The sequence below is a fragment of the Bradyrhizobium sp. USDA 4501 genome (genome assembly GCF_054062115.1).
The window spans coordinates 8,549,088-8,574,432 of record NZ_JBSSEX010000001.1; the positions used below are offsets into that span (position 1 = coordinate 8,549,088).

Sequence of the window (25,345 nt, forward strand, 5' to 3'; positions counted from 1 at the left end):
CTTCAGCGATGCAGCTTACTTGCGCCTGTCGATCTGCACATAGTCGCGGCGTGCGACGCCGGTGTAGAGCTGGCGCGGACGGCCGATCTTCTGCTGCGGGTCCTCGATCATCTCGCTCCACTGGCTGATCCAGCCGACGGTGCGGGCGACCGCGAACAACACGGTGAACATCGAGACCGGGAAGCCCATCGCCTTCAGCGTGATGCCCGAATAGAAGTCGACGTTCGGGTAGAGCTTGCGATCGATGAAGTAGGGATCGCTGAGCGCGATCTTCTCGAGCTCCATCGCGACCTTGAGCATCGGATCGTCGCCGTGGCCGGTCTCCTTCAGCACCGCGTGACACATCTTCTGCATGATCTTGGCGCGCGGATCGTAGTTCTTGTAGACGCGGTGGCCGAAGCCCATCAGGCGAACTTCGCTGTTCTTGTCCTTCACCTTGGCGATGAAGTCCGGAATGTTTTCGACCTTGCCGATGCCGTAGAGCATGTTGAGCGCGGCCTCGTTGGCGCCGCCATGCGCCGGGCCCCACAGGCAGGCGATGCCTGCCGCGATGCAGGCGAACGGGTTGGCGCCCGACGAGCCGGCGATGCGTACCGTCGAGGTCGAGGCGTTCTGCTCGTGGTCGGCGTGCAGGATGAAGATCTTGTCGAGCGCGTCGGCGAGCACCGGGTTGATCTTGTAGTCCTCGCAGGGCACCGCGAAGCACATGTTGAGGAAGTTCTCGGCAAACGAGAGCGAGTTCTTCGGATACACGAAGGGCTGGCCGACCGTGTACTTGTAGGCCATCGCCGCCAGCGTCGGCACCTTCGCGATCATCCGCATCGAGGCGATCATGCGCTGACGCGGATCGTTGATGTCGGTGGAGTCGTGATAGAACGCGGCGAGCGCGCCGACGGCGGCGACCATGATCGCCATCGGATGAGCGTCGCGGCGGAAGCCCTGGAAGAACCGCGCCATCTGCTCATGCACCATCGTGTGATGGATCACGCGATGGTCGAAGTCCTTCTTCTGCGCCGGGGTCGGAAGATCCCCGTACAGCAGCAGGTAGCAGGTCTCGAGGAAGTCGCCGTGCTCGGCGAGCTGCTCTATCGGATAGCCACGGTACTCGAGCACGCCGGCGTCGCCGTCGATGTAGGTGATCTTCGACTGGCAGCTGCCGGTCGAGGTGAAGCCGGGGTCGTAGGTGAACACCCCGGCCTGGCCGTAGAGCTTGGCGATGTCGATGACATCAGGCCCAACCGTGCCGCTCAGGATCGGGAAATCGTAGTTCTTGTTGCCGATGGTGAGTGTGGCTGTCTTGCTGGATTTTGCGTCCATCGTGATATCCCCGATGAATTCGTTGCGAAAACCGACCTTGCCCAGTCGCTAAATTGCGGCCCATGGCGGGGCGGAACGGCTTGTGGAGAAAGCGTCCGGAATTGGGTAGCTCATTGCCATGTGCGCTGCAAGATGGACCCTGGAGGGGGTCCATGCAGGATCACGCCGCCTGATCGGCGAGACGGGCAAGGCACTCCTGGCGTCCCAGCACGGCCAGCACGTCGAATATGCCCGGCGACGTCGTGCGTCCCGTCAGTGCCACCCGAAGCGGCTGGGCGACGGCGCCGAGTTTCAGGTTGTTCTGCTCGGCGAAATTCCGCATCGCGGTCTCGGTGGTTTCCGCTGTCCAGTCGTTGACGGCTTCCAGCGCGGTGCGCAGGCGGCCGATCATCGCACGCGTTTCCGGCGTCAGCAGCGCCACAGCTTTCGGATCGAGCGCGAGCGGACGATCGGCGAAGATGAAGTAGGCGCCCGAGATCAGCTCGATCAGCGTCTTGGCGCGCTCCTTCAGGCTCGGCATCGCCCGCAGCAATTGCGCGCGGGTGGTGTCGTTGAGCTTGGCCTTCAGCGCGGCGCCCTCGGGAACATAATCCAACACGCTCTCGAACTGGGTCACGAGGGATTGATCGTCGCTCTGCCGGATATAGTGACCGTTGAGGTTCTCCAGCTTGGCGAAATCGAACCGTGCCGCAGAACGGCCGATGCCCGAGAGGTCGAACGCGTCGATCATCTCCTGGGTCGAGAAGATCTCCTGATCGCCATGGCTCCAGCCGAGCCGGACGAGGTAGTTGCGCAAGGCGGCCGGCAGGTAGCCGAGCGCGCGGTAGGCGTCGACGCCGAGCGCGCCATGGCGCTTCGACAGTTTCGAGCCGTCGGGACCGTGGATCAGCGGAATGTGGGACATGCTCGGCAGTTCCCACTCCAGCGCGTCGTAGATCTGCTTCTGACGCGCGGCGTTGATCAGGTGGTCGTCGCCACGGATGATGTGAGTGACGCCCATATCGTGGTCGTCGACCACGACCGCGAGCATGTAGGTCGGGGTGCCGTCGCCGCGCAGCAGGACGAGGTCGTCGAGGTTCTCGTTCTGCCAGACCACGCGGCCCTGCACCTGGTCCTCGATCACGGTTTCGCCGGTCTGCGGCGCCTTGAGGCGGATGGTCGGCTTGATGCCGTCGGGCGCCGTGGCCGGATCGCGGTCGCGCCACATGCCGTCATAGAGGCGGGTGCGGCCCTCGGCGCGCGCCTTCTCGCGCATCGCGGTGAGCTCTTCCGGCGAGGCATAGCAGTAATAGGCGCGCCCGGCGGCGAGCAGGCTCTCGGCGACCTCGCGATGGCGGGCAGCGCGGCTGAACTGGTAGATGACCTCGCCGTCCCAATCGAGCTCGAGCCACTTCAGGCCGTCCAGGATGGCGTCGATCGCCTCCTTGGTCGAGCGCTCACGGTCGGTGTCCTCGATCCGGAGCAGCATCTTGCCGCCGAGCTTCCTGGCATAGAGCCAGTTGAACAGCGCGGTGCGGGCACCTCCGATATGGAGGAAGCCGGTCGGTGAGGGGGCGAAGCGGGTAACGACGGGTTTGGTCATGATCGAGCGAGACGTATGCTGAGACGGCGGTGGTGTATATCAGGAACCGGACATAACTAAACCCCCGGCTGACCTTTTGCCCACCAAACCAGGCCTCAAACCAGACTTGAAACCAGGCTTGGCCGGACGGCACGAATTTGGCAGAAGGTTGAGCTGACTCCTCCAGGGAACCCTTTGATGACGACTGACACGACGGCAGAGGCAGGGCGCGACTTCATCCGCGACATCGTCCAGGCCGATCTCTCCTCCCACAAGCACAACCGGATCGTGACCCGTTTCCCGCCGGAGCCGAACGGCTACCTGCATATCGGCCACGCCAAGTCGATTGCCCTGAATTTCGGCATCGCGCAGGAGTTCGGCGGCCAGTGCAATTTGCGCTTCGACGACACCAATCCGACCAAGGAGGAGCAGGAGTACATCGACTCCATCCAGGCCGACGTCCATTGGCTCGGCTACGACTGGGGAGCCAACCTGTTCTATGCGTCGGACTATTTCGAGCGCCTGTACGATTGGGCCGAGGGCCTGATCAAGGCCGGCTATGCCTATGTCGACGATCAGTCCCAGGAGGAGATCCGCACTTCCCGCGGCACGCTGACCGAGCCCGGCAAGAACTCGCCGTTCCGCGACCGCTCGGTCGAGGAGAACCTCGACCTGTTCCGCCGCATGAAGGCCGGGGAGTTCTCGAATGGCGCCCGCGTGCTGCGCGCCAAGATCGACATGGCCGCGGGCAACATCAACCTGCGCGACCCGGTGCTCTACCGCATCTTGCACGCCCATCATCCGCGCACCGGCGACAAATGGTCGATCTATCCGAGCTACGATTACGCGCACGGCCAGTCGGACGCGATCGAGGGCATCACCCATTCGATCTGTACGCTGGAGTTCGAGGATCACCGCCCGCTCTATGAGTGGCTGCTCGACAAGCTGCCGGTGCCTTCGAAGCCGCGCCAGTACGAAATGGCACGGCTCAACCTGACCTATACGCTGCTGTCCAAGCGCGTGCTGACCCAGCTCGTCCGTGACGGCCATGTCTCGGGCTGGGACGATCCGCGCATGCCGACCATTGCCGGCTTGAAGCGGCGCGGCGTGCCGCCGGCCGCTGTGCGCGAATTCATCAAGCGCATCGGCGTCGCCAAGGCCAACAGCGTGGTCGATGTCGGGATGCTCGAATTCTGCATCCGCGAGGAGCTGAACCGCACGGCGCTGCGCCGGATGGCGGTGCTGCGGCCGCTCAAGGTGGTGATCGAGAATTATCCGGAAGGGCAGGTCGAGGAGATCGAGGCGATCAACCATCCCGACAATCCGGAAGCCGGCACCCGCAAGATCGCGTTCGGCCGCGAGCTCTATATCGAGCGCGACGACTTCATGGAGAATCCGCCGAAGAAGTTCTACCGCCTCTCGCCCGGCAACGAGGTGCGGCTGCGCTATGCCTACTTCATCAAATGCACCGGCGTGGTGAAGAACGACGCCGGCGAGATCGTCGAACTCCGCGCGACCTACGATCCCCTAACCAAGGGCGGCAACGCGCCCGACGGCCGCAAGGTCAAGGCGACGATGCACTGGTTGCCGGCGGCGCAGTCGAAGCCGGCGGAGGTCCGTATCTACAACCAGCTGTTCGCCAATCCGAGCCCGAACGCGGCCGATTTCGCCGCCGACCTCAATCCGCAGTCGCTCGAAGTGCTGAAGGATGCGCGCGTCGAGCCGGCGATCGCCGAGAGTAATTCGCCCGATCCGGTGCAGTTCGAGCGGCAGGGCTATTTCGTGCGCGATGCGGATTCGACGCCGGACCGGCTGGTGTTCAACCGCACCATCGGCCTGCGCGACACCTTCGCCAAGGAAGTCGGCGGCAAGGGCTAGCCGAGAGGAAGCGCGTCCCGAGCGGACAAGCGGACGGGGGATCGATGCCTGATGAATCCGACGAGATCGTCTCCGCCATCATCGCCAGATGGTCGGCGGGTTTCAGCAGGCTCGATGCGAATGCGTTAAGCGCGCTCTATTCGAAGAGCGCGTTCTTCTTCGGCTCGAACCCGACGCTGTATCGCGGCCGCGACGGCGTCAAAGCCTACTTTGACGGTCTGCCGCGCTGGCGCGCGCCGCGCGTTCAATTCAGCGATGTCAGGGCAGAGCGGGTCAACGCCGATCTCGTCAACATGGCGGGCATCGCGTCATTCTTCCTCGACGGCGATGCGCCCTCGCTCGCCGTCAAGATCACCTGGGTGATCGCGCGCGAGGACGGCGACTGGAAGATCGTCTGCCACCACGTCTCGTCGCAGACGCCGCTGATCTAGGCTCAGCGCTGGAGCTGACGCAAAAAGTCGAGGGCCGGCGGGCCCTCGTAGTCAGGGAGAGTGCGCGGGGCCGGGCGCCTCGCGGCTGCACCCAACTCGCAGGCTATCCGGATCGCGCTGCATTGCGAGGAGGGACCAAGGTCGTAGGCTGCGGAGCGCGGCTTCCGGGCGCCCGGACGGTCGTCGGCTTGCGGATCAGCAGCGGCAACACATCGCAGGTCGGACAGATGCTTTTTTGCCCGCGCCGCACCATGTCTTCGGAAGAAGGAGGTGAGGATCATGCGCATTCAACACTGGCAGGATGCTGCCAGCCTGTTGGTAGGCGCCTGGCTGGTCGCATCGCCGTTTGCACTGGGCTTTTCCGGGGCAGCTCTCTGGATCTCCATCGCGCTCGGATTGGGCGTCGTGCTGTTCGCCCTGGAGGCATTCATCATTCCGTCCTATCTGGAGGAATGGGGCGAGATGCTGATGGGGTTGGCTCTGGTGGTGGCACCCTGGACGTTCGGCTACCAGCAGGGATCGGTCACGACGAGCAGCGTGCTCGCCGGCGTCGCGGTGATCGTGCTCGCGTGCTGGGAGCTGACGATGGATCGTGATTTCGCCACCTGGTGGCACGATCGCTGGCATCACCGAGCTGGCTGAGAGGAAGCTGACTGAGACGTTGGCCTGACCGCCAACCAAAGGCGGCCGGAGCGGGGATTTGCGTGGCGCGGGATCCCCTCTGCCGCCCGATGCAGGTTCTGCAGAGACATCTCGCCAGAGACGGCGGGTGTGGGACGATTCAGAAGCGTCGTCCCGCACTCGCTGGACGGCGGCCATGGCGCCTGCTGCAGGGTGAGAGCGCTTTCGAGCGACGTGGATAGCGGCTCGCGTAAGGAAAACGCATCGAGACAAGATTCTAGAGTCCCGTTCCGATCCCGTCGGAACGGAGCTGTAGTCGCCCGTCAGCAAGGTGACTCCGTCACGATGCGGCTTTCGCCTCGATCTGCTCCCAAATTCTGGTCTTGCGTGTCTCGGGCATGATGAAAACGGCGATCACGAAGCACACCGCGGGAACGACAATCGGGTAGATCAGCGCATAGCCGATGCTGCCGGTCGCCGCGAAGGCGGCTGATGTGATGAACGGCACCAATCCGCCGCCCCAACCATTGCCGATATGATACGGCACCGAGACCGAGGTGTACCTGATCCTGGCCGGGAAAAACTCCGCCAGGAACGCGCCGACCGGCCCGTACACCATCCCGACATAGCAGACGAGGATGAAGATGATGAAGACGGCGACCGGATAGTTGATGTGTCCCGGCTGCGTGACCATGCCGAGCCACAGATACAGCGGATAGTAGGTGATCGCGGCAAGCAGCATTCCTCCGAGGATCACGGACTTGCGGCCGATCTGATCCGACAGCCAACCAAAGAAGATCAGGCTCGGCGTTGCGATCAACAATGCGGCTCCCACGATGTAGGCCGAGGTAACCGCATCGACCTTGGAGACCTGCTGCAGGAAGTACAGTGCCCAGAATTGACCACTGTACCAGACCACGCCCTGTCCAATCAGGACGACGATAGCGATCAGGATGTACTTGATGTTGGCGCTGAGGAAGGCTTCCCGCCAGGGATTCCTGGTCATCTGTCCCTGTGCCTTGATCTCCTGGAAAATCGGCGTCTCCTGGAGCTGCAGGCGGATGTAGATGGCGATGGCCACCAGCACGAACGAGACCAGGAACGGTACGCGCCACGCCCATTCGTCAAAGGCCTGATTGCCGGCCCAGGTTCGGGTCAGAACGATCACCGCCAGCGACACCACGATCCCGAGCGTCGGCGAGGTTTGTAGCCAGCCCGTGTAGTAGCCGCGGCTGTCGTCCGGAACATGCTCGGCGACGTAGGTGATGGCGCCGCCATATTCGCCGCCCAGGCAGAGACCCTGGATCATCCGCAAGCCGAACAGAACGAATGCGGCCGTCAGGCCGATCGACTGATAAGTTGGGATCAGTCCGATCGCTCCCGTTCCCAGGCCCATTCCGCTCAGCGTAATGAGGAATGTATATTTGCGGCCGACCCGATCGCCCATCCATCCGAACAGGAAGGCCCCCAGCGGGCGGATCAGGAATCCCGCAGTGAACAGCGCGATCGTGCTCAGCAGGGCTGCGACGGGGTGGGATTGCTCAAAGAACTTGACCGAAAGAACGGCGGCCAGGCTGCCAAAAATATAAAAGTCGTACCATTCAATGATGTTTCCCACTGACGCAGCGACAATCACGCGGCGAAAATCGCTTGGTACTTGAATTGCCATGTGCTGCTCCTCTCAAATGCAAACGCTACTCCTCGCGTTTTTCAGCGATCTATCCGCTCGCGGAGTGCGCGTGGTGCACGGCGTTACAGGCGAGATTTGCGCGTTCGTCCGCAACGCCTGATCTCAGGGGAGTTGTGGCCACCTGAGAGGAGCTCCAGCGGCCTTCAAGTGCCGCGAGCCGTCACTGCCTCATCTCCGTCTCTTCGGGAGCGGAGGCATCAGGACAGTCTATTCCTAATGTGATCGGTATCTTAGTGAGACTTTCGGCTCGATCGATTTGACGCAGGCGGCAGCCGTGGCCCGGCGCGAGCTAGGCAAGGCGCAGGACGATCCAGATACCCGGGCGTTCCCGGTCCGTATTCTGCATCCGTTCCGCTAGTGGCTCGTCACAGTGATTTTGACGGTTTGATACCGAGCCAGCTTAGGATCGGCAAGTTCTCTGGCGGCACGAGGATTTCGATGCTTCTGGGGATATCGGCTCGACGGCGAATGAGGCCGTTACGTTCGAGCGTGACGATCATCTGATGGACTGAGGGCGGGCTAACACCGAAGTGACGCTGCATGTCGGCTTCGGCGGGGGGCCGTCCGAACATGTGCGAGTAGGTATAGATGAAAGCCAGATAATGGCCCTGCTTCTCGGTAAAGCGTGCGCCTGATTTTTGACTCATGGATCGATTCGTCCGGAGCCTCCGACAGGGAGGCGAACGATGAATGTACGGTACCGGGTTGAATTGAGCCAAGCCGAGCGAGAGGAACTGACGGCGATGCTGAGCGGCGGCAAGCATGCCGCTCGCAAACTCAAGCGGGCCCAGATTTTGCTGGCGGCCGACATCGGCAGCCGCGACGAGGAGATTGTCCGGACCGTCAGAGTAAGCGCCTCCACCGTCTATCGGACCAAACGCCGCTTGGTGGAAGGCAATCTCGATCGGGCCTTGAGTGAGGAGCCGCGTCCCGGTGCGGAGCGCAAGCTGACCGGCAAGGAGGAAGCCCTGCTGGTGGCGACCGCATGCGCCAAGCCGCCCGCTGGCCGGAGGCGCTGGACGCTGGCGCTGCTGGCCGACGTGATGGTCAAGCTCACCGATCATGACAGCCTGTCGGGCGAGACCGTGCGCCGCCGGCTGGCCGATAATGACCTCAAGCCGTGGCGCAGGGACATGTGGTGCATTCCCCATGTCGATGGCGAATACGTCGCCCGCATGGAAGATGTGCTCGATCTCTACGCTGAAGCGCCTGATCCCGAGCGGCCGCTGGTCTGCTTCGACGAAACCCCCGTCCAGCTCATCGGCGAAGTGCGCCAGCCGATCCCACCCGAGCCGGGAAAGCGCGAGCGTTACGATTACGAGTACCGCCGCAACGGCACCGTCAATCTCTTTGTCGCCCTCGATCCGCATCGGGCCTGGCGTAACGTCAAAGTCACCGAACGGCGCACCGCCGTGGATTATGCTCACTGCATGCGCGAACTCGTCGATGTCCATTACCCCAAGGCCGCCTGCATCCGTGTCGTGCAGGACAATCTGTCGATCCATGCCCCCGGCGCCCTCTACCAGGCCTTTGCCCCCGCCGAGGCCCGCCGCATCCTGCGCCGCCTCGAGTTCCACTACACCCCGAAACACGCCAGTTGGCTCAATATGGTCGAGATCGAGATCGGCGTGCTCCAAGGGCAGTGTCTCGGCCGCCGGATCGACGATCCAAAACGCCTTAGAAACGAGATCGCAGCATGGGAGCGGCAGCGAAACAAAACTCGCGCCCGTATCAACTGGATGTTCACAACGGACAAAGCTCGCACCAAACTGGGGCGCGCCTATCCAGGCATACCCAAAGAGTCAAAATCACTGTGACGAGCTACTAGTCGGGTGACGGGGCGATCCGCTAGCCTGCCGCCCGGCAGGGATCGCAAGCGGAATGGCGGAGCAGGGCACGACGCCGGGCGGCAAACGCGGCTACGCGGGGACGTGGCCGCCGCGCACGGCTGCGCCGGTCGGCGGCTTTCTCCCGGCGCGCGCCGGCATCTGGAAGCCTCTCGTCGAGACATTGCGGCAATGGGCGCGCGCCGAGGCCGGCGCTGGCCGCCTGTTGCCCTGGGTGCCGGTGGCGTTCGGCACCGGCATCGCGTTCTATTTCGCGGCCGAGCACGAGCCGGTGCTGTCGGTCGCGGCCACCGTCGCAATCCTGCTCTGCCTGCTGGCGCTGCTGCTGCGGCGGCGCAGCGTGTTTCCCGTCATCGCGCTGCTGGCCGCGGTGGCCGCGGGCTTTGCGACGGCGACCTGGAAGACGGCGCGCGTCGCTCACACGGTGCTGGCGCGGCCGATGTTCTCGGTGGCGCTGACCGGCTTCGTCGAGACGCGCGACATCCGCGAGAAGACCGATCGTTTCGTGCTGCGTGTTGGTTTCGATGGAGAGCCCGCGCGACATGACGAAGCTCGATCGGGTCCGGCTCTCGGTGAAGAAGGGCACCGCGCCCGATGTCGGCAGCTTCGTTGAATTGAAGGCACGGCTGATGCCGCCGCTCGGGCCACAGCGCCCGGGCTCCTATGATTTCGGCCGCGACCTGTATTTCCAGGGCATCGGCGCCTCCGGCTTCGTGATGGGCGCCGTCAAGACCAGGGAGCCGCCTGCGACCGGCGGCTTTGCGCTGCGCTACGCCGCCTTCATGCAGGGCCTGCGCGACACCATCGACGCGCGGATTCGCACCACGCTCGACGGCGACCAGCGCGCGATCGCGACCGCCTTGCTCACCGGCCGGCGCGATGCGATCTCGTCGCCGGTCAACGATGCGATGTTCATCTCGGGACTCGGCCACGTGCTGTCGATCTCCGGCTACCACATGGCCGTGGTCGCCGGCGTCGTGTTTTTCGCGGTGCGCGCGCTGCTCGCGCTGTTTCCGGCGCTGACGGCGGCGCATCCGATCAAGAAATGGGCGGCGGCGGCCGCGCTGGTCGCCGCCGCATTCTATCTTCTGCTGTCGGGCGCGGAGGTCGCGACCCAGCGGTCATTCTTCATGACCGCCGTGGTGCTGCTCGCCGTGATCGTCGACCGCCGGGCCATCACCTTTCGCACGCTGGCGGTGGCAGCGCTGATCGTGCTCGCGATCGCGCCGGAGGCGCTGGTGCATTCCAGTTTCCAGATGTCGTTCGCCGCGACGCTCGGGCTGGTGGCGCTGGTGCAGATCGGGCTGCCGAACCTGCTGGCGTCGCCCGACCATTCGGCGACCCCGCGCGTCGCGCTGTGGGGCGGGCGCGAGCTCACGATGCTGATGCTGGCCTCGCTGGTGGCGGGGCTGGCGACGACGCCCTATGCCGCATTCCATTTCCACCGCGTGACGCCCTACGGGCTGCTCGCCAACCTCGCGGCGATGCCGGTGGTCTCGGCGGTCGTGATGCCGGCCGGCCTGCTGGGGCTCGTCGCCATGCCGTTCGGCTTCGACGGCGTGTTCTGGGCGATCATGGGTCTTGGCATCGACTGGATGATCCTGGTGACGCAATGGGGCGCCGCACTCCCGGGCGCGGTCGGCCGCATGGCGGCGTTCGGCATCGGGCCGCTGATCGCAGCGAGCGCCGGCATCATCCTGCTCGGGCTGCTGCGCACGCCGCTGCGCTGGTCAGGTGCGGTGCTGCTGCTGGTGGCCTCGGTCTGGGCGCTCAGGGTGCCGCAGCCGGACGTGCTGATCTCGGGCGACGGCCGCAATGTCGCGGTGCGTGGCGGTGATGGACGGCTGCATCTAATGCACAGCGCCAAGGATGCATTTTTGGTCAAGGAGTGGCTGGCGGCGGACGCCGACGCGCGCACCGCCACCGATGCGTCGCTCGGCGAGGGCGTCTCCTGCGATGCCAGCGGCTGCGTGACCCAGGGACCCGGCGGCGCCTTCGTCGCGCCGGCGACCCGGCCGGAGGCCCTAGTGGACGACTGCGAGCGCGCAGGCCTGATCGTGACGGCGCGGCCGGCGCCGCAGGGCTGCGCGGCATCGGTGATCGATGCCGAGCGGCTGCGCCGCCACGGCGCGCTGGTGCTGCGACGGAGCAGGGACGGCTACGTCGTCGATGCGGTCAAGCCCGGCGGGATCGACCGGCCGTGGTCGCCGGCGGTTCCCGGCGACGGCGAGAGCGAGACGACGCTACGCGCCCCCGCGCCGCGGCCTGCGGTGGATGCGACGCCGGCCGAGACCGATCTGCAGGGCGATGATTAGCCGTGGTCCGGCAAGGGCGCGCTCGGCAGCTCGAACAGGCCGAGATGGTATTCGTCGGAGTCGGGGCCGGCGTCGGGCTTCTTGACGAGAGTGAAGGAAGCCTCGGGAAATTGCTCCCAGACTTTCAGGTCGTCGGCCGTTACCGTCAGCCAACCGAACCGGAACATGTAGCGGCCCGGTTCCGTGACGCGTCCAGCCTTTTGCCATGTGACCTTATCGACCACCGCGCACGTCCTCCGTACCCGATGATGCGCCAAGGTGCCGGCCGACGCAAATCTCCTTCTGCGCCCCGGAAGCGGGAGTCCGGGGTCGCCCGAAATTGCTTAGGTCATCCGCCGCCGAACAGCTCATTCCACGGCGACGATGCGCTCAACCCAAAAACAGCGTTGCGAATGCGGAAGGCCGCCGCTCCACAACCTTCGGCTTCTGCTCGACCGGCGGATGCAGCGCCGGCAATTGCAGCACGCTGACGCGCTGTCCCTCGACCAGCTGGGTCACCAGCACATGGCTGCCGTCGGGGAATTCGACCGCATCATGATGCCGATCGGGCACGTCGGGCTCGACTTCGTTGAATACGCCGACGCGATAGTTCAGCGTCTTGGTCCAGATCCAGCGGCTGTCGTAGCGAACGTTCTCGGCGAAAGCGAGCTCGGTGCCCGGCAGCATGCAGACCGCGACAGTGGGGTCATTCTCCGAAGCAAAGCCGCGGGTCGACGTGCCGCGGAACGTCGTCGTGATCAGCGTCTCTCCGACAATGGCGGGGCGCGATGCCACGGCGTGCAGACTATAGTCACACATCGGATGGCTCCTCATTTCGAGGTAGCGACCCCTGCCTCTCCTTGAGGCATTAGGGCCTCTACCAGAGTGGACGATAGCGAACGAGCGTCTGCTCGTTTCTGGGCGATTGTACGACTGGTCCGAGATCGCTCCGATCACAAACACGCGACGCTGCGCGAGAGGTATCGGAGCGCATCGGGCAGGCCGTACGCTACACTATCATGCAAGGAACGATCCGACGTGTTGCTCGTTCCCGGCCGCCGCAAGTATTTGCAATTCAGTATTTGCGATAAAGGCCGATCAGCTTGCCCTGGATGCGGACCCGGTTCGGCGGCAGGATGCGCACTTCATAGGCGGTGTTGGCCGGCTCGAGCGCGATCGATGCGCCGCGGCGGCGGAAGCGCTTCAGGGTCGCTTCCTCCTCGTCGATCAGCGCCACCACGATGTCGCCGGTATTGGCGACGTCGTTGCGCTGGATCAGCGCCATGTCGCCGTCGAGGATGCCGGCATCGACCATCGAGTCGCCGCGTACCTCGAGCGCGTAGTGCTCGCCGGCGCCGAGCATGTCGGGCGGCACGCTGATGGTGTGGCTGCGGGTCTGCAGCGCCTCGATCGGCGTACCGGCGGCGATCCGGCCCATCACGGGGACCGCGACCGGACGGTTGCCGTCGTCCTCGGCAATCGGCGGCGTGCTGGCGCGCCGGCCGAGGGTGCCTTCGATGACGCTGGGCGTGAAGCCGCGGCGACCGTTGCCGCCGCCGGCCGAGAGTTCGGGCAGCTTGATGACCTCGATGGCGCGGGCGCGGTTCGGCAGACGGCGGATGAAGCCGCGCTCCTCCAGCGCAGTGATCAGGCGGTGGATACCGGACTTCGAGCGCAGGTCGAGCGCATCCTTCATCTCGTCGAAGGAGGGCGGTACGCCGGCCTCTTTCAGACGTTCATTGATGAAACGCAGTAGTTCGTACTGTTTGCGCGTGAGCATCTCGAGTATTCCCCCGGTTGATAGCGTCGTTCGATTCCGAGACTCTTCTGGTGGGGCCTGCAGGCCGGGCCTGACCTCAGGAGCATGTGCTCGATGCACCTGCTTCCATGCAGCTTCCCGAATGTAGACACCAGCACTCGAAACAAATCATGAACGGACACTATATGTTCGATATGTGTTCCGCAACCACTTAATTTCCGGTGAACGTGTCGGGCAACGCACAATCGGCGGGGCGCGAAAACCCTATTCGGGCAGTGTCAGGATCTCGCATTCGCTGCCTTCGACGGCCGCCGCCGCGAACGGCGGGCGCACGAGAAGTGCCCGTGCCGCAGCGAGATTCCCGAGCAACGACGAGTCCTGCTGCGTCACCGGCGTTGCGATCAACGTGCCGTCCTCGCGCGCTTCGAGCCGTGCACGCAGATAGTCCTCGCGCTGGTCGTTGGCGGCGAGGTCGCGGCCGAGCAGGGCGCTCGTGCGGCGATGATGAATCACTTTCCGGCCGCTCAGCGCCCGAATCAACGGCACCAGGAACAGGAAGGCGCAGACATAGGACGACACCGGATTGCCGGGCAGGCCGATCACCCTCATCGCGCCGAGCCGGCCATGCATCATCGGCTTGCCGGGCCGCATCGCAATCCGCCAGAACGTCATGTCGACGCCCTCGGCTTCCAGCGACCGCTTGACGAGATCGTGGTCGCCGACCGAGGCGCCGCCTGTCGTGATCAGGACATCGGCACCGGCCTCGCGCGCCCGGCGGATGCCCGCCGTGGTCGCCTCCACCGTGTCGGCGGCAACGCCGAGGTCGACGGTCTCGGCGCCCTCGGCGCGCGCCAGCGCCCGCAGCGCGTAGCCGTTGGAATAGACGATCTGGCCGGGGCCGGGCTGCGAGCCCGGCATCACCAGCTCGTCGCCGGTCGCCAGCACCGCGACCTTCGGGCGGCGGCGCACCGCAAGTCCCGGATAGTTCATGGCGGCCGCCAGCGACAGCGCGCGGTCGGACAGGCGGCTGCCGCCGACGAGCAGCACCTCGCCCTCACGGAAGTCGACCCCAGCCGGGCGGATGTGCCGCCCGACGCTGGCGGCCTCCGTGATCGTGATGTGGTCGCCGTCGACGGCGGTGTCCTCCTGGATGATCACCGCGTCGGCGCCATTGGGGATCACGCCGCCGGTGAAGATCCGCACCGCCTCGCCGGCGCCGACCGTCCGGTCGAACGGCCGGCCGGCGGCGACTTCGCCGATCACCTTGAGCCGGGCCTTTAGATCAGCCGCATCGGCGGCGCGCACCGCATAGCCGTCCATCGCCGACATCGGCTGCGGCGGCTGGGTGCGGAGCGCCGCGAGGTCGTGCGCAAGCGTGCGGTGGTAGGCGGCATCGAGCGCGACCATCTCCTCCGGCAGCGGTTCGGCGCCGGCGAGGACGGCGGACAGGGCATCGGCAACCGGCATCAGGGCCACGCTCAGAGTTCCTCAATTCCTAATCTTCAAATTCCAAGTGCGGTCAAAGCCCTTGCCACGTCATCCGTCGATGTCACGTGGATAGCATAAAGGCCGCGGGCCCGCGCACCTTCGATATTGGCGGCCAGGTCGTCGAAAAACAGGATCCGCGACGCCGGCACGCCGATGGCTTTTACCACATGATCATAGGCCTCGGCGTCGGGTTTGCGGAAGCCGATGCTCGAGGACAGGAAGACGTTGCGGAAATGGCTGAGCAGCTCGGCATGGGTGACCGAGAAATGCGCGACATGGGCCGGATTGGTGTTGGAGAAGGCGTAGAGCGGCATCCGCTTGGCGGCCGCCGCGAGCAGCGGGGCGATGCCCGGCATCTCGCCGGTGAAGATCGCGTTCCAGCCTTCGAGGAACTGGGCGTCCGTGATGTTGATGCCGAGCGTCCGGCGCAGATTCTCGAAGAAAGCCGCGTCGTCGATCCGGCCGATCTCATGATGCTTGAAACTGTCGTCGACGACAAAGCGCGTGGCGAGCTCGGCGGGCGCACACCCGGCATGCTGCGCCCAGTGCGCCATCACCTTGTCAAAGTTGATGTCGAGCACGACGCGGCCGATATCGAACAGCAGCACGTCGACGGAGTTGGGAGTGAATTGCGAGGTCATTGCATGAAACCGTGTACGAGAATTGCGGGCAGGCGGCAATGTCCTCGATTTCAGTGACCGGTGTGTGGATTGTACGTGGCGTTGCATTCATCGCGAGACTGTTCCCGCGCACACCACCGTCGTCCCGGCGAAGGCCGGGACCCACAACCACCGCATTTGATCAGGAACGGGATCGTGGCCCCAGCGTCGCACAACAATTGAGATTTGGGGTAATGGCTCCCGGCCTTCGCCGGGACGACGGCGGGTGTCGTCGCTTGTGCTTCAAACATCCGTATTCTCGCGACATGATCTGTCCGAGCCTTGCTCTTTTCACCCTATATTTTTGCTACGGGGCTTGGCTTGCCGCGTCGGCCAGTGGCACGCACGCACTAGCTTTCAGCGCACCAAGCGACTTGATGCTTGCCGGCGGCTTGACGCCCGCCGGGCGTAGCTCTCACAGCCTGGATAGCGCCAGGCCGAGGTAACCGATCAGCGCACCGGTGCTGAGAATGATGACGACGAGCGCCTGTTCCGAGCGTGCTTGCAAGGTTTTCCGGGTCACGGCGTTGGACGCTCCGTCTTCGAGATCATGCGGTCCAACGAACAGCATCAATTTCCGTTCCGGTCCTTCCCCCGGGAACCTTCACGACCTGCCGAGCTACGCGACGAATGCGGAACAGGAACGCGGCTCGGCTGCCTATGAGGGCGGCGCGATCCCCGGAACGGGGAAGGCGCGGCACATCTCGACGCTGTTCGACCTCAGTCGCTTGACGACCGCTGCATCTCCCTTCGACCGGAGGGATTCCGCAATGAGTTCGGCGATGAGGCGCATTTCGGGCTCGCCCATGCCGCGCGTGGTCGCCGCCGGCGTCCCGAGGCGAATGCCGCTCGGCTTGAGCGGCGGATGCGGATCGTCGGGAATGATCTGCTTGTTTGCGGTGATCCCAACGGCGTCGAGGATGTTCTCGGCCGCGCTGCCGTCCACGCCGACGCTGGCCACGGTATCCACGACCATCATGTGATTGTCGGTTCCGCCGGTGATCAACGTCATGCCGCGTTCCATCAACGCTTCGGCCAGGACCTTCGCGTTGCGCATGACCAGCCTTGCATAGGCATGAAAATCGGACGTCGAAGCCTTCTTCAGCGTGACCGCGGTTCCGGCCACAACGTTCATGTGCGGACCTCCCTGCAATCCCGGGAACACCGACGCGTCTATCTTGCCGGCGAACTCCCGGCGACAAAGAACGATGCCGCCACGCGGCCCGCGAAGCGTCTTGTGCGATGTCGTCGTCATCACGTCGAAACCCGCATCGAGCGGATTGCGCAAGGCGTTGCCGGCGATCAGGCCGCCGTAATGGCTGACGTCGGCCATGGTCAGTGCACCCACTTCATCGGCGATGCTCTTGAAGGACGCATAATCCAGATCGCGCGGATAAGAGCTGTAGCCGCACAGCACCAGCTTCGGGCGGACGTGCCGGGCCATGGCGCGGAGCTCATCGAAATCGATGGCGCCGCCGTTTGACGGCTGCGTCTTGTAGCGGGCGAAGTTGAAGAGCCGCCCCATGTGCGACACCGGCGCGCCATGAGTGAGATGGCCGCCGTGTGAAAGGTCCATCGCCAAGATCGTATCGCCGGGCTGCAGCAGGCCGAGATACACGGCCTGGTTCATTGGCGACCCGGACAGAGGCTGAACGTTGGCATGTTCGGCGCGGAACAGCGCGCAAGCGCGCTGGCGGGCAAGGTTCTCCATCTGGTCGGTGAATTCCTGGCCGCCGTAATAGCGACGTCCCGGATAGCCCTCGGAATACTTGTTGGTGAACACCGATCCGAGCAGCTCGAGCACCTCGGGATAGGTGTAGTTCTCCGACGGAATCAGCTCGACGCCGTCTTGCTGGCGGCGCTCTTCGCCCTCGAGCGCAAGGGCAACTTCCGAATCGTTGAGATGGAGTTCATTGCGGAATGACGGCATGGTGCGGGCTCCCTAAGACGCTGGATCATCAGCTGAACGGGTTGCCCAGGCGAACGGCGTTGAAACCCTTCGCGCTTCACCGTGGTCAATTCCACGTAAGCTCGCCAGTCGCGCGAGGGACGAATGAGCCTGCGAGGCTCATCGCGAGCAGAAGGCTATCCAATCCCCGGCGGGCTCGCAAGGGTTGGTTGCTGGCGCCGCCGCGGGCCCAGCGTTGGGCGAGATCGAACATCTGGCGACAGCCACGGCAATGGCGACCAAACCGAGGGACGTCCGGCTTACCCAATGAACCGATGTCCCGATGATCAATGCCGTCTTCGGCTGAGGGCCAATAAGGTGCATGACCATCCGTCACTTGCGGGCCGTCAGGCTTGCGGGGTGGCTGACCGTGTGGCTGTGGCACCCGCGAATCTATTCCTTGACGAAGATATGAGACTTTATCTTCCACTGCCCGTCGGGTTGGCGTTCAAGCAGTCTCACGGTGCTGCCAGAAATTGGCGCCGCCTTCTCATTTATTACTAGCGTGGCCGTGAAATGCGAGGTGGTGTAGGCGTATTTTCCCATGGGCAACACATCGAGCAGCTCAACCTTGTGATCTCTGACGCTTCTTCCCCGCCCGGCAAAGAAATTACGGATTGCCAAAGGGCCGGTGACTGGCTGCGCACCAGGCGGCATCAATCTGGCGTCAGCGGCATACAACGGTAACAGGGCATCGAAGTCTGCGTTGTTGATGGCGGCATCCCATTTGGCAGCCGCCGAGGAAAGTTCGTCGGCAGGTGGGGCTGCCCCTGCGGGACTGACGCAAGTACAAGTAAAGATCAACAACAGGGTGCATGAAAGAAGAGAAGGGCGGCTCATCTTTGCCTCCTTTAGCTGAGATGCTTAGCGCGGGAGCGCATTCGCAAACGCTATAGCCGAGGCAAGCAGAACCACTAGTGGCTCGTCACAGTGATTTTGACGGTTTGATACCGAGCCAGCTTAGGATCGGCAAGTTCTCTGGCGGCACGAGGATTTCGATGCTTCTGGGGATATCGGCTCGACGGCGAATGAGGCCGTTACGTTCGAGCGTGACGATCATCTGATGGACTGAGGGCGGGCTAACACCGAAGTGACGCTGCATGTCGGCTTCGGCGGGGGGCCGTCCGAACATGTGCGAGTAGGTATAGATGAAAGCCAGATAATGGCCCTGCTTCTCGGTAAAGCGTGCGCCTGATTTTTGACTCATGGATCGATTCGTCCGGAGCCTCCGACAGGGAGGCGAACGATGAATGTACGGTACCGGGTTGAATTGAGCCAAGCCGAGCGAGAGGAACTGACGGCGATGCTGAGCGGCGGCAAGCATGCCGCTCGCAAACTCAAGCGGGCCCAGATTTTGCTGGCGGCCGACATCGGCAGCCGCGACGAGGAGATTGTCCGGACCGTCAGAGTAAGCGCCTCCACCGTCTATCGGACCAAACGCCGCTTGGTGGAAGGCAATCTCGATCGGGCCTTGAGTGAGGAGCCGCGTCCCGGTGCGGAGCGCAAGCTGACCGGCAAGGAGGAAGCCCTGCTGGTGGCGACCGCATGCGCCAAGCCGCCCGCTGGCCGGAGGCGCTGGACGCTGGCGCTGCTGGCCGACGTGATGGTCAAGCTCACCGATCATGACAGCCTGTCGGGCGAGACCGTGCGCCGCCGGCTGGCCGATAATGACCTCAAGCCGTGGCGCAGGGACATGTGGTGCATTCCCCATGTCGATGGCGAATACGTCGCCCGCATGGAAGATGTGCTCGATCTCTACGCTGAAGCGCCTGATCCCGAGCGGCCGCTGGTCTGCTTCGACGAAACCCCCGTCCAGCTCATCGGCGAAGTGCGCCAGCCGATCCCACCCGAGCCGGGAAAGCGCGAGCGTTACGATTACGAGTACCGCCGCAACGGCACCGTCAATCTCTTTGTCGCCCTCGATCCGCATCGGGCCTGGCGTAACGTCAAAGTCACCGAACGGCGCACCGCCGTGGATTATGCTCACTGCATGCGCGAACTCGTCGATGTCCATTACCCCAAGGCCGCCTGCATCCGTGTCGTGCAGGACAATCTGTCGATCCATGCCCCCGGCGCCCTCTACCAGGCCTTTGCCCCCGCCGAGGCCCGCCGCATCCTGCGCCGCCTCGAGTTCCACTACACCCCGAAACACGCCAGTTGGCTCAATATGGTCGAGATCGAGATCGGCGTGCTCCAAGGGCAGTGTCTCGGCCGCCGGATCGACGATCCAAAACGCCTTAGAAACGAGATCGCAGCATGGGAGCGGCAGCGAAACAAAACTCGCGCCCGTATCAACTGGATGTTCACAACGGACAAAGCTCGCACCAAACTGGGGCGCGCCTATCCAGGCATACCCAAAGAGTCAAAATCACTGTGACGAGCTACTAGTCCAGAAAGTGGACTGGATATCCTCAACTGGCTGAGACTCGATCTGCGGCCGCCGGCGCCTCATCGGCATATTTGCTGCGTGGGAACCAAGTCCGCATGCTGTTCACAAGATGCCTGGGACCGTCGATCTCGATTTTGCCGAGCTCACACGCCCGTAGCAGCGGCATCTCTTCTACGAAAATCTGCACGAGCGTCAGCAGACTCGCATAGAGGCTGATATCGACCTTGAAGCCGGGGTCATCCCAGCAAAGATCGGCTTCCTCCTTCTTCACAACAAACCACCAGCGCTTTGGCCGAGCGTCCGCAATCTCGATGTACAGAACGAAGTCGCATGGAATGTGCCTTAGATCGAACGAACGGCGCATATTCCACATGAGCCGGCCCGCGTGAAGTTCGTTGGGTGTGAGCTGGCTGCGAGCCCATTTGTGGCCCCAATAGCCCATTGCATCGATAATTGGCCTGGCTTCCCTGGCTGCCTGGGTTGGATGGTACTCCCAATGCCCGTTATCGCCTGATCTGCGTGAGATTAGCCCGGCTTCTTCTAGCGTTTGCAGGCGCTTGGAGAGGAGGGTCGGCGACATCTGCGGGATGCCGCGGCGAAGCTGGTTGAAGTGGTGGGACCCCAGCAACAGTTCGCGGAGCAGGAGCGGGGTCCACCGCTCCGTGAGAATTTCCGCAGCTTTGGCTACGGGGCAAAATGATCCATAGCCTTTCATGACGAGAACTTTAGCATCACGAGGGCCACCAAGGTAGTCCAGGTTCTGAACTATGTCCCAGACGAGCCAGCATCGAGGCTGTCCTGGAGGTCTGTTACGCGATTTTCTCGAGACTCGGCCATTCGACGATGCCGGCTCGATGTTCGGTTTGCCCGGAGGCAGATGCGGCTCGATTTGCCAGTACGCGGCCTGGCTGGTGCCACCGCGGGCTCAGCGTTCGCCGAGATCGATCTGCGTGAGGATGCCTTGCCGCAGCGCGAGGCGGACCAACTCGATATCGGTGCCGACGCCGAGCTTGTCCTTGATCAGGGAATGCAGGTTCGCGACCGTCTTGGGGCTGAGGTGCAGTGCCTCGGCGATCTCCTCGGTGGTGTTTTCCGCGAGCAGCATCCGCAGCACCTCGAATTCCCGCGCGGTCAGGAGGTCGGCCGCCTTGGTCTCGCCGGCAAGGTGGCTGAGCGCGAGCTCGTGGTCGATATCCGGGCTGATCGCGATCTTGCCCGACAGCGCATCCATCACGGCGTGCACCAGCGTCTCCGGCGGGCTGGTCTTGGTGACATAGCCGCTCGCGCCGGCGCGGATCGCCTGCACGGCAAAGGCCGCGTTCTGGTGCATGGTGAACACCAGGATTTTTGCGCGCCTGTCCCACTGCCGGAGGCGGCGAATGGCCTCGATGCCGCCGATGCCGGGCATCGACAGGTCCATGATGACGAGGTCGGGCCCGGTCTCCTTGTAGAGGCGGTAGGCCTCGACACCGTCGGAGGCTTCGGCGACGACGCAGAGGCCCGGCTGCTTCTGCAGCATCGCCCGGTAGCCCTCCCGGACGACGGCGTGGTCGTCGACCAGCATGATGGTGCGCGCCGCGTGGCTCATGCCGCGCGCTCCACCGGTGCGGCCTCTCGGCTGGCCGCGACGGGAACGATGACGCGGAGCGAGGAGCCGCTGGGCTGTCCGGTCTCGAAGCTGAGCCGCCCGCCCAGCGCGGCGACCCGCTCGCGCATGCCGAGCAGGCCGAGGCCGGACCTGAGCTGGGGATCGCCTTGCGGATCGCCGGGCTGGCCGTCATCGTCGATCGCGAGCACGATCGCGCTGTCGCCGCCGCCAGGCGGCGCCTCGCGCATCTCAAGCCGCAGCATGACGCGCGTGGCGCCGGCATGCTTGGCGGCGTTGGTGAGCGCCTCCTGCACGATGCGGTAGAGATTGGCGCTGACGGAGGCGACAAGGCGCTCGAACGATCCCGATATGGTGATCTCGAACCGTGGCTGTCCGCGGCTGCGGCCGTTCCAGCCGGCGACCAGGCCCTCGAGGCTGGCCGCAAGTCCGAGTTCGTCGACATCGGGCGGGCGGAGCCGGAAGAGGGCGCCGCGCAACGTCTCCATCATGTCGGTCGCGGTCCGCGCGATGCCGTCGCATTCGGCGAGCAAAGGCGGGCAATCCGCGGCCGCGGTTTGGCGCGCCGAGGCGGCGAGCGCACGGATTGCGGCCAGCGACTGCCCGAACTCGTCATGCAGCTCACGCGCGAGGTGCCGGCGCTCCTCGTCCTGCACCAGGATCAGTTTCTGCGTCAGCGCGTTGCGGTCGGAGAGCGCGGCGGCGAGGCGCTCGGCGAGCTGGTTGAAGACATCGCCGATCGCCGACAGTTCGGCGAGATCGAACGGCGGCAGGCGCGCGGCGAGGTCGCCTGCGGCGATCCGCTCGAGCCCGTCGCGGATCTGCCGCGTCGGACGCAGCGCGCGCGCCAGCGCCGCATAGACCAGGGCGCAGAGCAGCAGCGGCAGCGCGATCATGAACACCGCCATCAGCCGGCCGGCATCGTGCCAGGCCTCGGCGGTCGGCACCGCCGGATCGATCCAGGCCACGGCCTCGCCGATGGCATTGCCGCGCGAAACCACCTGCCGCACCACCTCGCGGCAGGGATCGAACAGGCGGCGATAGAGCGCCGCGAAGGCCAGCGGCGGCGCGGCCGTGTCAGTCTGCGCGCCGCCGCAGAAGCGCTGGCTGATCTCGCCGCTATTGCTGCGAAAGGCGAGGCACAGTCCCGGCGTCATGACCGAGGCGGCAACGCTGTCGAGATCGGGAAATTCGGAGCGCGCATTGTTCAGCCACTGGATCTTGCTCTGCTGCAGCTCCAGCGTCTTGGCGGCGACATCGGCAACGGCCGCGATCCGCCCGCGCACCGAGCGGTCGGCCTCGATCAGGAAATAGCCGGAGATGACGGCAAAGCAGAGCGTCGAGACGATCGCCACGCGCAACGTCAACCGCAGTTTCAGATCGCTTCCGGACCAATTCCACATTGGCGTATCCTCAAGATCGAAGGCGGACTTCGGCGCGCGATCGCGGGCAGGGTCGTCACGCACATTAAACGGCAGAACGGAGGCGCCGAGAAGCGCTGCCATAGCCGTTCTTCGGGCGCGGACCATCGTCGTGAAATTTTCCCGGCACCGGGCGGGAGGCACTCCGCTGCGGCGCGGAGGCCAGTTGGCCCAGGATGCGACCGACCCGCCCGCGCCAGCAGCTGAAAGGCCCAATCATGCACCAGTCGCGCCTCGTCTTGCTCGCCCTCGCGTTGACCGGCCTTCTGGCCAGACCTTGTCCGCCGCGCGCCGAGACCGGCACGGTGCCGGCATCTCACCTTGGCGTCAGCATCGATGATTTCAGCTACGTCGACACCTCGGGCGAGGTGATCGACCAGACCGCCGTGCACCAGAAGCGGCTCGACGCGTTCATGCGCGCGCTGCGCGCCGACGTCGCCGCGGAGCCGCGCTATCGCCTGGTGCCAGCAGCGGCGTCCGCAGGCGAGGCCCGGATCAAGGTGGTCGGCGGCGTGCAGAAGATGAGCACGCTGGTGCAGTGGGCCAAGGTGGCGGTCGTCGATGTCGAAGGGAGCCGCGTGCTGTACGAAAAGCTCTACACGTTTCGCGGCGACAATGACGACGCATGGGACCATGCGCGGATGTTCGTGTCGCGCGAGGTGCTCGGCGTGCTCGCGGCCGTGTTGCCGCCGGCACAGACCGCCACGGCTGCGCCGATCGGGCTTGCGGTGTTCGAGTTCGAGCTTGAGGACACCTCCGCGGCGCCGGCATCCGGCCTTGCCGACGCCGATGCGGCCTACCTCGCCGATGTGACCAAGGGCGTGCGTGACCGGCTTGCGCAGTCGGGCCGCTACCGCCTGGTCGATACCGGCGGCGCGACCGCCGAGCCCGTCAAGGCGCGTGCGCTGCGCGACTGCGACGGCTGCGAGGCCGCGATCGCGCAACAGCTCGGCGCAGATCAATCGCTGATCGGCGTGATCAGGCGGGTCAGCCGGACCGAATACACGATCGGCTTCCAGCTGCGCGACGCCCGCAGCGGCGCGGTCGTCTCACGCGGCGACAGCGGCCTGCGGATGGGCGCCGATTATTCCTGGACCCGTGGCGCGGTCCGCCTGGTCGGCGATCGCCTGCTCGAAGGTGGGGCGCAGCGCTAGGGATGCTTCGCGGCTGCGGCTGCAACTCTGGCAGGCGGACCATAGCAAAGTGCGATAGCTGCTAGACACACCGTCATCTGGCTCCGGGCTCATGGGTGCGCTATCACCGCCGCCTGATCACCGCACAGGAGCCGCCGATGCGTTTGCCCGCCATCTTCTTCGCCCTCACGCTCGCCGCAAGCCCCGCGGCGGCCGAGGAGCTGTCGGGCACGCTGCAGAAGATCAAGGAGACGAAGAAGGTCACGCTCGGCTTTCAGGAGGCTTCCGTTCCCTTCAGCTATCTCGACGACAATCAGCGGCCGATCGGCTTTGCGCTCGACATCTGCCTGAAGATCGTCGATGCCGTGAAGAAGGAGCTCGGCGTATCTGACATCGCCGTCGACTACCTCCCGGTGACCTCGTCGAACCGCATTCCGCTGATGGTCAACGGCACGATCGATCTGCATTGCTCGGCGACCACCAACAGCGCGGACCGCCAGAAGCAGGTGACCTTCACCAACACGCACTTTCTCAGCGCGACACGGTTTGCCGCCAAGAAATCCGCTGGCATCAACACGATCGACGACCTCAAGGGCAAGTCCGTCACCGCCGTTGCGGGCTCGGTGAACCTCACGCAGCTCATCAAGGTCAACACCGAACGCAAGCTCGGCATCAACGTTCTCCCGGCCAAGGACCAGGCCGAGGCGTTTTTGATGCTGGAGACCGATCGCGCCCAGGCCTACGCGCTCGACGATGTCCAGCTTGCGGTTGCGATCGCGCGGTCGAAGCAGCCTTCGCTCTACATGATCAGCGAGGAGGCGTTCTCGAAGGCAGAGCCGTTCGGCATCATGCTGCGCAGGGAGGACACCCCGTTCAAGGTGCTCGCCGACCGCGCCACGGCGGAACTCTACAAGAGCCCCGAGATCGAGGTCATGTACAGGAAGTGGCTGGAAGCGCCGACCCCGCCGAAAGGTATCAATTACAACGTCCCGATGTCGCCGGCGCTGCGCCACGCGTTCGCCCATCCGAGTTCGAGCTTCGATCCCGACGTGTACGAGGTCGGCAAGTAGCGTCACTTGCGGGTGTGCCAGCGCAAATCGATTGTGGTTCTCGGAAGCCGCTGCGCTCACCCCCGCGCCGAGCGGCAGTCCGGGTGCACCTCCAATGATTTACGGCCCCAGCGTGACGGCTGGGGCCGCAGGAGGTGGTGTGTGCCTCTGGGGCAATGAATCAGAGGACAACCACCGAACCGCACATCGATGACAATGTTCCAACAGGCTGCGGCCGGCCGTGCCATGCTGCC

23 protein-coding genes, 1 pseudogene and 1 riboswitch are annotated in these 25,345 nt (G+C 64.5%); of the genes and pseudogenes, 8 read left to right on the forward strand and 16 right to left on the reverse strand.

Annotation, left to right across the window (positions count from 1 at the left end; translation table 11 throughout):
* Nucleotides 1–15: 15 nt before the first annotated feature.
* Both gltA and gltX read right to left on the reverse strand, forming a co-directional pair.
* Nucleotides 16–1,317, reverse strand: a complete 1,302-nt coding sequence (gene gltA, locus ACVWZM_RS39860; RefSeq protein WP_168855886.1) for a citrate synthase — start codon at nt 1,315–1,317, stop codon at nt 16–18.
* Between the two features lie 160 nt (nt 1,318–1,477).
* On the reverse strand, nt 1,478–2,899 hold the full coding sequence (gene gltX, locus ACVWZM_RS39865) for a glutamate--tRNA ligase (protein ID WP_168855885.1): 1,422 nt from the start codon (nt 2,897–2,899) through the stop codon (nt 1,478–1,480).
* Nucleotides 2,900–3,076: 177 nt separating this feature from the next.
* Here gltX and ACVWZM_RS39870 point away from each other — a divergent pair, with 177 nt between their 5' ends.
* The 3 genes from ACVWZM_RS39870 to ACVWZM_RS39880 all read left to right on the forward strand — a co-directional run bounded on the left by ACVWZM_RS39870 (nt 3,077) and on the right by ACVWZM_RS39880 (nt 5,829).
* Nucleotides 3,077–4,756 (forward strand): glutamine--tRNA ligase/YqeY domain fusion protein, encoded by a 1,680-nt coding sequence (locus ACVWZM_RS39870; RefSeq protein ID WP_057016590.1) that lies wholly within the window; start codon nt 3,077–3,079, stop codon nt 4,754–4,756.
* Between the two features lie 44 nt (nt 4,757–4,800).
* Nucleotides 4,801–5,187 carry a YybH family protein gene (locus ACVWZM_RS39875; RefSeq protein ID WP_141342153.1) on the forward strand — a complete coding sequence of 129 codons (387 nt, stop codon included), beginning with the start codon at nt 4,801–4,803 and terminating at the stop codon, nt 5,185–5,187.
* Nucleotides 5,188–5,466: 279 nt separating this feature from the next.
* Nucleotides 5,467–5,829 (forward strand): SPW repeat domain-containing protein, encoded by a 363-nt coding sequence (locus tag ACVWZM_RS39880; RefSeq protein WP_057016506.1) that lies wholly within the window; start codon nt 5,467–5,469, stop codon nt 5,827–5,829.
* 319 nt (nt 5,830–6,148) lie between these two features.
* Here the strand turns inward: ACVWZM_RS39880 and ACVWZM_RS39885 are convergent, their stop codons facing one another.
* Together ACVWZM_RS39885 and ACVWZM_RS39890 are read right to left on the reverse strand one after the other, a co-directional pair.
* A complete protein-coding gene (locus tag ACVWZM_RS39885) occupies nt 6,149–7,477 on the reverse strand; it encodes an MFS transporter (RefSeq protein WP_057016507.1) in 1,329 nt (442 codons plus the stop codon).
* A gap of 386 nt (nt 7,478–7,863) precedes the next feature.
* Nucleotides 7,864–8,145: a LexA family protein gene (locus tag ACVWZM_RS39890; RefSeq protein ID WP_076829365.1), complete on the reverse strand. Its 282-nt coding sequence runs from the start codon at nt 8,143–8,145 to the stop codon at nt 7,864–7,866.
* Between the two features lie 39 nt (nt 8,146–8,184).
* Between ACVWZM_RS39890 and ACVWZM_RS39895 the strand changes: the two genes are divergently transcribed.
* Both ACVWZM_RS39895 and ACVWZM_RS39900 read left to right on the forward strand, forming a co-directional pair.
* The gene (locus ACVWZM_RS39895) at nt 8,185–9,315 is read left to right on the forward strand and encodes an IS630 family transposase (RefSeq protein ID WP_076829362.1); all 1,131 of its coding nucleotides are present in this window, start codon (nt 8,185–8,187) and stop codon (nt 9,313–9,315) included.
* 64 nt (nt 9,316–9,379) lie between these two features.
* Nucleotides 9,380–11,660: pseudogene (locus tag ACVWZM_RS39900) on the forward strand (ComEC/Rec2 family competence protein).
* On the opposite strand, the gene ACVWZM_RS39905 reads toward ACVWZM_RS39900, so the two are convergent.
* The 9 genes from ACVWZM_RS39905 to ACVWZM_RS39945 all read right to left on the reverse strand — a co-directional run bounded on the left by ACVWZM_RS39905 (nt 11,657) and on the right by ACVWZM_RS39945 (nt 18,700).
* A complete protein-coding gene (locus ACVWZM_RS39905) occupies nt 11,657–11,884 on the reverse strand; it encodes a hypothetical protein (protein ID WP_076825420.1) in 228 nt (75 codons plus the stop codon). The pseudogene ACVWZM_RS39900 and the gene ACVWZM_RS39905 overlap by 4 nt on opposite strands.
* Nucleotides 11,885–12,029: 145 nt before the next feature.
* Nucleotides 12,030–12,458: a hypothetical protein gene (locus tag ACVWZM_RS39910; RefSeq protein ID WP_026192810.1), complete on the reverse strand. Its 429-nt coding sequence runs from the start codon at nt 12,456–12,458 to the stop codon at nt 12,030–12,032.
* 256 nt (nt 12,459–12,714) lie between these two features.
* Nucleotides 12,715–13,419, reverse strand: a complete 705-nt coding sequence (gene lexA, locus ACVWZM_RS39915) for a transcriptional repressor LexA (RefSeq protein ID WP_016841600.1) — start codon at nt 13,417–13,419, stop codon at nt 12,715–12,717.
* 243 nt (nt 13,420–13,662) lie between these two features.
* On the reverse strand, nt 13,663–14,874 hold the full coding sequence (locus ACVWZM_RS39920; protein ID WP_456855993.1) for a molybdopterin molybdotransferase MoeA: 1,212 nt from the start codon (nt 14,872–14,874) through the stop codon (nt 13,663–13,665).
* A 26-nt stretch (nt 14,875–14,900) separates the two neighbouring features.
* On the reverse strand, nt 14,901–15,527 hold the full coding sequence (locus ACVWZM_RS39925) for an HAD family hydrolase (protein WP_076825423.1): 627 nt from the start codon (nt 15,525–15,527) through the stop codon (nt 14,901–14,903).
* Between the two features lie 433 nt (nt 15,528–15,960).
* Nucleotides 15,961–16,119 (reverse strand): hypothetical protein, encoded by a 159-nt coding sequence (locus ACVWZM_RS39930; protein WP_253610086.1) that lies wholly within the window; start codon nt 16,117–16,119, stop codon nt 15,961–15,963.
* An 84-nt stretch (nt 16,120–16,203) separates the two neighbouring features.
* Complete coding sequence (locus ACVWZM_RS39935) at nt 16,204–17,475, reverse strand: serine hydroxymethyltransferase (protein ID WP_456855994.1); 1,272 nt, start codon at nt 17,473–17,475, stop codon at nt 16,204–16,206.
* Between the two features lie 36 nt (nt 17,476–17,511).
* Nucleotides 17,512–17,597, reverse strand: a riboswitch (ZMP/ZTP riboswitch).
* 289 nt (nt 17,598–17,886) lie between these two features.
* On the reverse strand, nt 17,887–18,333 hold the full coding sequence (locus ACVWZM_RS39940) for a YybH family protein (RefSeq protein WP_076825427.1): 447 nt from the start codon (nt 18,331–18,333) through the stop codon (nt 17,887–17,889).
* 85 nt (nt 18,334–18,418) lie between these two features.
* Nucleotides 18,419–18,700: a LexA family protein gene (locus ACVWZM_RS39945; protein ID WP_076829365.1), complete on the reverse strand. Its 282-nt coding sequence runs from the start codon at nt 18,698–18,700 to the stop codon at nt 18,419–18,421.
* Nucleotides 18,701–18,739: 39 nt separating this feature from the next.
* On the opposite strand from ACVWZM_RS39945, the gene ACVWZM_RS39950 reads away from it, so the two are divergent.
* A complete protein-coding gene (locus tag ACVWZM_RS39950; protein ID WP_076829362.1) occupies nt 18,740–19,870 on the forward strand; it encodes an IS630 family transposase in 1,131 nt (376 codons plus the stop codon).
* Between the two features lie 34 nt (nt 19,871–19,904).
* On the opposite strand, the gene ACVWZM_RS39955 is transcribed toward ACVWZM_RS39950, so the two are convergent.
* The 3 genes from ACVWZM_RS39955 to ACVWZM_RS39965 form a co-directional block, all read right to left on the reverse strand.
* A complete protein-coding gene (locus ACVWZM_RS39955) occupies nt 19,905–20,597 on the reverse strand; it encodes a winged helix-turn-helix transcriptional regulator (RefSeq protein WP_168855879.1) in 693 nt (230 codons plus the stop codon).
* A gap of 210 nt (nt 20,598–20,807) precedes the next feature.
* Entirely contained in the window at nt 20,808–21,470 is a 663-nt protein-coding gene (locus ACVWZM_RS39960; RefSeq protein WP_028334034.1) for a response regulator transcription factor, read from the reverse strand.
* Nucleotides 21,467–22,891, reverse strand: a complete 1,425-nt coding sequence (locus tag ACVWZM_RS39965) for a histidine kinase (RefSeq protein ID WP_456855995.1) — start codon at nt 22,889–22,891, stop codon at nt 21,467–21,469. Before ACVWZM_RS39965 ends, ACVWZM_RS39960 begins: the two co-directional genes overlap by 4 nt.
* A gap of 236 nt (nt 22,892–23,127) precedes the next feature.
* Here ACVWZM_RS39965 and ACVWZM_RS39970 point away from each other — a divergent pair, with 236 nt between their 5' ends.
* Both ACVWZM_RS39970 and ACVWZM_RS39975 read left to right on the forward strand, forming a co-directional pair.
* Entirely contained in the window at nt 23,128–24,063 is a 936-nt protein-coding gene (locus ACVWZM_RS39970; RefSeq protein WP_310884643.1) for a DUF3280 domain-containing protein, read from the forward strand.
* A 137-nt stretch (nt 24,064–24,200) separates the two neighbouring features.
* Nucleotides 24,201–25,112 (forward strand): amino acid ABC transporter substrate-binding protein, encoded by a 912-nt coding sequence (locus ACVWZM_RS39975; RefSeq protein WP_076825432.1) that lies wholly within the window; start codon nt 24,201–24,203, stop codon nt 25,110–25,112.
* Nucleotides 25,113–25,345: the final 233 nt, after the last annotated feature.